At 26.8% G+C, this 3,436-nt stretch carries 2 protein-coding genes; both read left to right on the top strand.

The window, feature by feature from the left end:
- Positions 1 to 81 precede the first annotated feature (81 nt).
- Entirely contained in the window at positions 82 to 1,449 is a 1,368-nt protein-coding gene (gene creD, locus E6A48_RS10445) for a cell envelope integrity protein CreD (RefSeq protein ID WP_219710142.1), read from the top strand.
- A 449-nt stretch (positions 1,450 to 1,898) separates the two neighbouring features.
- Positions 1,899 to 3,299, top strand: a complete 1,401-nt coding sequence (locus E6A48_RS10440; RefSeq protein WP_219710141.1) for an MATE family efflux transporter — start codon at positions 1,899 to 1,901, stop codon at positions 3,297 to 3,299.
- Positions 3,300 to 3,436 lie beyond the last annotated feature (137 nt).

Below are 3,436 nucleotides of genomic sequence, written 5' to 3'. Positions count from 1 at the left end.
GAAGCGTGCCCGAAGGGCGAAAACTTTGACAAAATATAATTTTTTTAGTTTAACTATTTAATTAAAAATAAAGGCTTAAACATGATAAAAAATATAAATGAAGTAACTAAAACTTTAGGATTCAAAATAATAATAATAGTGGTATTAGGACTATTGCTTTTAATACCTATGACTTTTATAAATAGTGTTGTAAGAGATAGAATTCGTTATCAAAATGAGGCTATATCTTCTATAATAGAGCCTGTGGGTGATAGTGCTAATATTCAAGGTGTAGTTATTGCTATACCGTATTTAGAAAAGTTTATTGACAGCGACACTAAAGAAATAGGCTACACAAGAAAATATATTTTTTATATGCCTAATGAATATAATGTTACTGGTGATATTGAAGTTACAAGTTTAAGCAGGGGAATTTTTAAAGCTCCTATTTTTAACTCACAGTTAAATATTACAGGAAGGTTCGATAAATATAATGATGAAATATATAATTTAGACAAAAACAATACTATTATACTTTATGATGAAGCTATGATTATATTAGGCATAGGAAACAAAAAAAATCTTATAAAGCTTCCTAATGTATTAATTAATAATAATGAAGAGATTAAATATTATGAGAAAAATATTAATATAGATTTAAATATGTTTAATAATAAATTTCTATACACTATTTCAAGAGATAATATATTAAACGGTTTTGATTTCAATATTACAATGGACATTCAAGGAGGAAACTCTCTTATAATAACTCCTTTAGCTTCTGAAAACACTTTTAAAATATCTTCAAAATGGAAAGACCCTAGTTTTACAGGAGGATTTTTACCAACAAAAAGAGAAGTTAATAATAATGGGTTTAATGCAGAGTGGAATATAGCAAGCTTTAATACTTCATTTACAAAATATTGGACTAGCGATGAAAATTCTAATAGGTTAAACAATATAGACAATAACCAATATTATACTAGCAATCAAGAATCTAATAATGTTTTAGTGTCATTTTTGCTTCTCAATGATAATTATCAAAAAACTTCAAGAAGCGTAAAGTATGCTATATTGTTTATATTCATTCCATTTTTTGTATTATTTTTATGCGAAGTGCTTTCAAAAAAACGTATACACCCTGTGCAGTATATACTCATAGGAATAGCTAATGCGATATTTTATCTTCTACTTTTAGCAATATCTGAGCATATCAATTTTAATATTAGTTATTTTATAAGTGCCTTAATGGTTACAGCTTTAACTTCTATATATATAGGATACATTATAAAATCTCCAAGATACACTATTTCAATGGCTATAGTAGAGTCTTTGATTTATATATTCTTGTTTGGAATATTACAATTAACTGATTATGCATTACTCATGGGCACATTAGGGCTATTTGCTGTTATTGCTCTTGCAATGTACTTCACACGAAATGTTGATTGGTATGGTGAAAACAATTAACAAATTTAAAAAATTATTACCGCACGGTGGAATAAACTTTTTTATATAATAAAATTCAAATTATAAGTTTATTAATATAATAAATTTTATTATGCGTGCGTATATACATTTTTTATCTTTTAAAAATTTAGGGCGGGTGCTAAAAATTCTATATAAATTGCAAGAATATTAAAAATAAAAAACTCAAATAAAACAGCAAATATATAGGGCGGGATTTGTAAATTAAGTTTTTTAATTAATTATTATTAATTTTTCTTTATAAAATATATTTAAAACTTTATAAATAAAAAAGTCTACAAGCCTTATAATGTATAAAATGTAGCTCATATATCATTTTAAATATAAAAAAATATATATAAATATCAAAAATTCCTTTTTTTTATCGCTTGATATATTTTTTTATTTAATATACTCTCTAATTTAACAATCTATAATAGGAGGTCAGACGTATGACAGATAAAAAAATTGAATTGTTTGAAAATTATCCTGTACACAAAGCTCTAATTACGCTAGCACTTCCAACAATATTAGGAATGTTAGTCAATGTTTTTTATAATATGGTAGATACTTTCTTTGTAGGACAAACTGGAGACCCCAATCAGGTTGCTGCTGTATCATTATGTATGCCTATATATTTGCTTCTTATGGCTTTCGGTAATATATTTGGTATAGGTGGTGGTTCTTACATATCTAGAAAATTAGGTGCTAAAGATTATGAATCTGTAAAAAAGATATCGGCATTTGCTTTTTATGCAAGTATAATAGTAGGATTTATTTCTATGGCTGTATACTTGATATTTATGAAAGACATATTAAAAATATCAGGTGCTAGTCAGAACACTTATCAATTTTCTAAGGATTATTTAATTATAGTAGCATTTGGAGCTCCTTTTGTAGTTAATCAGATGGCTATGGGGCAGATTGTAAGGTCTGAGGGTTCTTCAAAAGAGGCTATGATTGGTATGATGATTGGTACTGTGGTGAATATAGTATTAGACCCTATAATGATTCTTTATATGAATATGGGGGTTGCTGGTGCTGCTTTAGCTACAATAATTGGTAATGCTTGTTCTACTTTTTACTACATATACCATATATTAAGAAAAAAATCTTTCCTATCAATACATTTTAAAGAATTTACTTTGCATAAAGATATACTTATCAATGTATTTTCTATAGGAATACCTGTTTCTATTAATAACATACTTATGAGTGCTTCAAACATATTAATAAACAACTTAGCTGCAGGATATAGTGATAATGCAGTAGCAGGACTTGGAGTTGCTCAAAGAATATTTACTCTTGTTGTATTAGTATTTATAGGACTTTCTCAAGGACTTCAGCCTTTTGTAGGATACAACTTTGCTTCTAAAAATTATAAAAGAATGAATGCAGCTATTAAAATATCTTGTGCTGTAAGTGTAATAATAGGATTTTTACTTTTAATTTTATCTTTAATATTTGGAAGATTAGCTGTAGCTATATTTATCAATAATGAAGAAGTAATAGATTATGGAGTTAGATTCTTGGTAGCAAGTTATTCAATAGCTCCTATAATAGGCTTTCAATTTGTATTTATGTCCACATTCCAAGCATTAGGAAAATCAATTCCTTCTCTAATACTTTCTATAAGCAGGCAGGGGATAGCATTTATACCTACCATATTAATAGGTACAAAATTATTCGGCATAAAAGGTATTATATGGGCACAGCCTATAGCCGATATAGTAACAGTTTTAATGGCAAGTATTATGTATACATATATTTACCAAAAAATGAAAAGAAAGGCATTGGAAGAAGAAAAGAATAATAAAGAAGCTTCAACAGAGGCAGTTTATTCTAATGTATAACTATATATAAAAAACATAAGAGCTAATTATTTTAAGGCGTGCATTTTATGATGCATGCCTTTTTTATTAAAATAAATACATATGAAATTAATTAGTGTTATTTTATTTATTTGCACTTTTTGGTTCTTTTTGCGGCG

Source organism: Brachyspira pilosicoli, from assembly GCF_019402445.1.
Taxonomy (GTDB): Bacteria; Spirochaetota; Brachyspiria; order Brachyspirales; family Brachyspiraceae; genus Brachyspira; species Brachyspira pilosicoli_B.
This window is presented reverse-complemented; position numbering and strand designations above follow the sequence as displayed.